The sequence below is a fragment of the Ferroplasma sp. Type II genome (assembly GCF_000496155.1).
In genome coordinates, this window is record NZ_KI542710.1 from 1 (window position 1) to 4,471 (window position 4,471).

Consider the following 4,471-nt stretch of genomic DNA (forward strand, 5'->3'; position numbering starts at 1 on the left):
AACACCCTTTATTATGAGAGTATAATATATTTCACTCATCAATATCTCCATAAGCTTAATTGATTGTATCAATTTCCCCGGTTTCATCATTCGCGGAAATTACACTACGCTCCGTCGAGTAAAAAATCGTATCACCACCAAAGCTTTTGTTTGGTTTTTGATACTCAATTCCAAGAATCCAGTATTTATTGATATGGGACGCTTTAGTTATTTTGAAATCGTCTATACCCCACAGATTTTTCAATTGAGGTTTTAGTTTTTCTTTTAAATCAACAAGAGTCAGAACCATGAGTAGTTATTGGGCTGTTCTATTTAATATTTTTCTCACTTTACTGATAGTCCTATTGAATTATATCGGGTACTAAAAATTTTCATTTATATCGGAATACGAATATCATATCAGACAAGTACAAATATCAAAATCACCATAAATAGTAGTTTAAGGGTCCGGTATCGTTGAGCCAATTTTGAACGTAATTAAAATTTAGTTTAGAAATTCAATATCAATTAAAAATATAGGATTTCTGATTATTTCCCTGTTTCCAGCTGTGTGTTTATAACGTGGATTATATTCCTTGTATTAGAGCCGGATTTATTTTTATTCGACATCTGTTTATAAACGATTTAAGGCTGTTAAATTCTCTTTCAGGTATTATGTACCTCTGATTTTACAGGGTTCAGTTAAGCTAATTTTTACCACCTCATTTTATAACATCAATTTTTTTTGCAGTCGGCTCATATATTTGCCCCATAGCCTTAAGCCTTTCAAGATCTGACATGGCCTGCCCATTATTTATGCCTTTATTTTGCAGGGCGTCAAGGACATGCTGCAGATCAGGGAATCTTCCAATATTTGCCTTGATTTCCTTTATTGTTTCGTAAACCACCTCAAGCTCATGCCTTTCTGATGAGCTTATTCCTGTGTTCAATATATCTATATCCACTTTCCCTTTCATTGACGATACATCTTTCAGGTAATAATCTATAATGCTGGTGGCCAGCAAGGCATCCTCCTTTGCTATTATATTGGACAGCCTTGCCCTTGCAGATGCTTCTGCCAGCCTGATAGGTGATTCCAGCTGCCTTGCCGTTATGGGCACAGAACCATCTGAAGACACCCTGGACTCCAGGTATTTATTCAGCAGTATATTCACCGCTTCATGGCTTAGCTTGGGAAAGACATTGTTTTTTGCATATGACACATATTTTCTTATTAAATCCCTATCGATAGCAGGAACAAACTCTATTTCAAATTCAGGTATAGTAGAGTCATGGTATTCCTCACCGAGCATATTTTCTTTGAGTATGTGCGATGCCAAAAGCCTGTCCCTCTCTTTGTCAGGCGTGTCCACCAATTTGAAAATTATGTCAAACCTTGACAGCAGGGGCGGTGGGAAATCTATCTGCTCTGCTATTGTTTTCATAGGGTCGTATCTTCCGAATTTAGGATTCGCAGCTGCCAATATAGAGCATCTGGAATTCAATGTGGCCATTATACCTGCCTTTGCTATGGTAACTGTCTGCTGCTCCATAGCCTCATGCATTGCAGATGTATCCCTCTGATCCATTTTGTCTAATTCATCTATAGCTACAAAGCCTTTGTCTGCGAGAACTAAAGCGCCTGCTTCCAGTGTCCATCTTCCTTCTCCGAAATCATCCCTTACTGCAGCTGCTGTCAACCCTGCTGCACTGGACCCTTTTCCTAATGCGAATACGCTTCTGGGCGATATCATTGACATGGATTTCAGGAGCTGTGATTTGGCAGTCCCGGGGTCGCCTACCATCAGGATATGTATATCTCCCCTTATTTTAACGCCATCTGCCATTGTTTTCCTTACGCCTCCGAATAATTGCAGGACCAGCGCCTTTTTTATTATATCCAGGCCATATATTGATGGCGCAATTGATTCTGAAAGCTCCTCTATGATATTTGCATCCTTTGATAATTCTATGATCTTTTTCTCATCTTCTATGCTTATTGTTATATCCTCAAAATCATGGAGTTCTTTCCTGAAATTGTTGGCGTAGAAATATATGTCAAGTTCTGGAACCAAAGCAGTGCCTATGCGCTTATTTTTTGTCTTTAATATTCCATAGATGGTTACCCTGTCGCCCGGATATACTTTTCCAGCTATATCATCCTCCATTATTACTGCCAGTCTCTGTGGCTGTGATGTGCCATCAATATTATTGGGGTCTTCCTGTATTTCCAATTTCTGTGTATCAACCAGTTCGGATTCATCCACTACTAATGTCAATTTCCCCTTATCATACCCGCACATTGAGCAGGAATGCGCATATACCAATCTATCGGTTTCCTGGGAAACATAAGTGTATTCTCCACATGCGGGGCATTTGAAAGCTGCTGTATTATACCTTGGCAAAACTTCAGTGCTTTTCCTGATTATGCCCGTGATAGAAATATATGAATTGCGATGCATTGCCCTTACATTCCTGATTCCATATTTTATTCCGGGAATATCCGGGATATCGGTTAACCTGATATTGGCATGGCCGTTCTTCTGCATTGCTATACCTGTTATTTCCTTGATATAGCCATCCCCAAGAGATAAATAAACGGATGGATTTTTCAACAGATCTGAAGCAAACCCATCATCGTAACTGGAGATATCCTTAAACGAAACATAAATGGAACGCTCATCGGGATATTCAGCTCTTAATTTGTTTATCTTTTCATTATAATCGTATTCGTCAAAGAAATCATTCCATTTTCTCTTTACATCATCATATAATATATTCATCATTATTATCGCCTTATTCCTCCTCTAATTTTATGTCTGAAGATTTTATCCATTCTTCAAACTCCCGGGATGCCTTATATCTGGCGTTTTCAAACCCTTTTACTGGACTGATCTTGAACCTGTATGCTTTAAATGATTCTATAGGGTCAAAGCCCTTTACTTTTCCGGACTTTACATCGGAAATGAACAAATCGCGGTCCGGGAATTCATAAATCCCATAATTTTGTGGTATTATCCCTCTTGTTAGCGCTTTCTTCAGGACAAAGGCATCGAGGTTTTCTTCAATGAATTTCTCCCTCTGCCTTTCTTTTAGCAATTCCAGGTCGTTCTGCATTGTTTGCCTGGAAGCTTTGACTCCAGCAAGTTCGGCTTCCAATTGATCTTCTTTCTCTTTTAATTCCTCAAGCTGAATTTCCTTTGTTTTTGGAAGCCTCTGCCTGAAGTATTCCCTTATTTCTTCAGAGATATTTATTCCAATATCGTCTATTATTCTAACCATCCATGCCTCAAGCGAGACATGTTTCTCGATCAGGTACATATCAGGGTTTGTGTTTTTCTTTTTATTTACCATTTTTATTTCACCTCTTTATAATTGTAGCAATATCATATAATATACATATAGAATATTTTGAATGGCTGGGATGGATATCCATAGAAAAATAAAAAAATATATACATATAAATCTTCTTCGTTGCGAATTTTCCAACTGACCATAATACTGCCATAGGTGTTTTTTTAACAATGGACATCCATGGAATGGATGAAATATTATTAGTTTTTTTTACTAATTTATTTTTGATATCTCCTATATTATTTATTGTATTGTTATTTGAAAAACTGTTATTCAGGGCATTTGTTCTAAAATTATTTTCAAAAACACTGGTTGTCATCTTTCCCACCTCCTGTATTTCTTTAAATTTTTCGCATGCATGTTATGATTAAAGACGTTAAGATCATGGGGAACAGTTGTAACCTTTATTCTTAGCGGGCTATCCGATAAAATAAAATAATCATCCGGATGCCTTGACATCCACCTTTTTAATAGGTCTTCGCTTTCCTCGGTAGATATGCGTGCTTCCAATGCCAATTTAATTGCATCCAGAGACCTGCCACTAAATCTCTGTATAATCCAATCCATAGAATTGCTGGCTGTCATTTTATGGCCCCGTGCTTTGGTATTGTTCCATTTAGGCAATGCTGGCACACATATTTCAGCTGGCCATCTATTTGTAATTTACCTCTTGATACTTTCCTGTGGCACCCTCCACATCTTGTATGAAACATTTTCACATTTTCACCTTCATTGGTGTCCAGGACTCAGATAATCTGTTCTGGTATCTACTATCTTCAGCAAAAAATAACAATAGCATATTCTCATTGAGCCCATAATCTGATGGGTTTTTACCCCCAGTTCCCCTTGAGTCCATACATAATTTTGTGGCAACACCTCAGAATAAATTTCTTAGTCAACAACGCTTTTTAACAGATTGTGTCACAACGTTGGTTCTGAATAGTAAATTATCAATCCTGTTATTCCTCCTATAGGGATATTCCACACAAGCATTTTCCTGTCAGGCATCAGTCCAGAACCTTAATTGCTTTTATGACAATACTCTGTATCTAACTTCTATTTTGCATTATTCAAAACATTGCATATATAATATGTATTAACATGGACAATTTTGTCCATTATATTGCATAATAATATG

The 4,471-nt window shown here is 37.3% G+C and carries 5 protein-coding genes; all 5 read right to left on the reverse strand.

Annotation, left to right across the window (positions count from 1 at the left end):
• Positions 1 to 55: 55 nt before the first annotated feature.
• A complete protein-coding gene (locus AMDU4_RS05645; RefSeq protein WP_021787019.1) occupies positions 56 to 289 on the reverse strand; it encodes a hypothetical protein in 234 nt (77 codons plus the stop codon).
• A 412-nt stretch (positions 290 to 701) separates the two neighbouring features.
• Positions 702 to 2,765: an ATP-binding protein gene (locus AMDU4_RS05650; RefSeq protein ID WP_290704308.1), complete on the reverse strand. Its 2,064-nt coding sequence runs from the start codon at positions 2,763 to 2,765 to the stop codon at positions 702 to 704.
• 10 nt (positions 2,766 to 2,775) lie between these two features.
• Positions 2,776 to 3,333, reverse strand: a complete 558-nt coding sequence (locus AMDU4_RS05655; RefSeq protein ID WP_021787021.1) for a hypothetical protein — start codon at positions 3,331 to 3,333, stop codon at positions 2,776 to 2,778.
• 7 nt (positions 3,334 to 3,340) lie between these two features.
• Positions 3,341 to 3,652 carry a hypothetical protein gene (locus AMDU4_RS05660; RefSeq protein WP_021787022.1) on the reverse strand — a complete coding sequence of 104 codons (312 nt, stop codon included), beginning with the start codon at positions 3,650 to 3,652 and terminating at the stop codon, positions 3,341 to 3,343.
• Complete coding sequence (locus tag AMDU4_RS05665) at positions 3,649 to 3,918, reverse strand: hypothetical protein (protein ID WP_021787023.1); 270 nt, start codon at positions 3,916 to 3,918, stop codon at positions 3,649 to 3,651. Before AMDU4_RS05665 ends, AMDU4_RS05660 begins: the two co-directional genes overlap by 4 nt.
• Between the last annotated feature and the right edge of the window lie 553 nt (positions 3,919 to 4,471).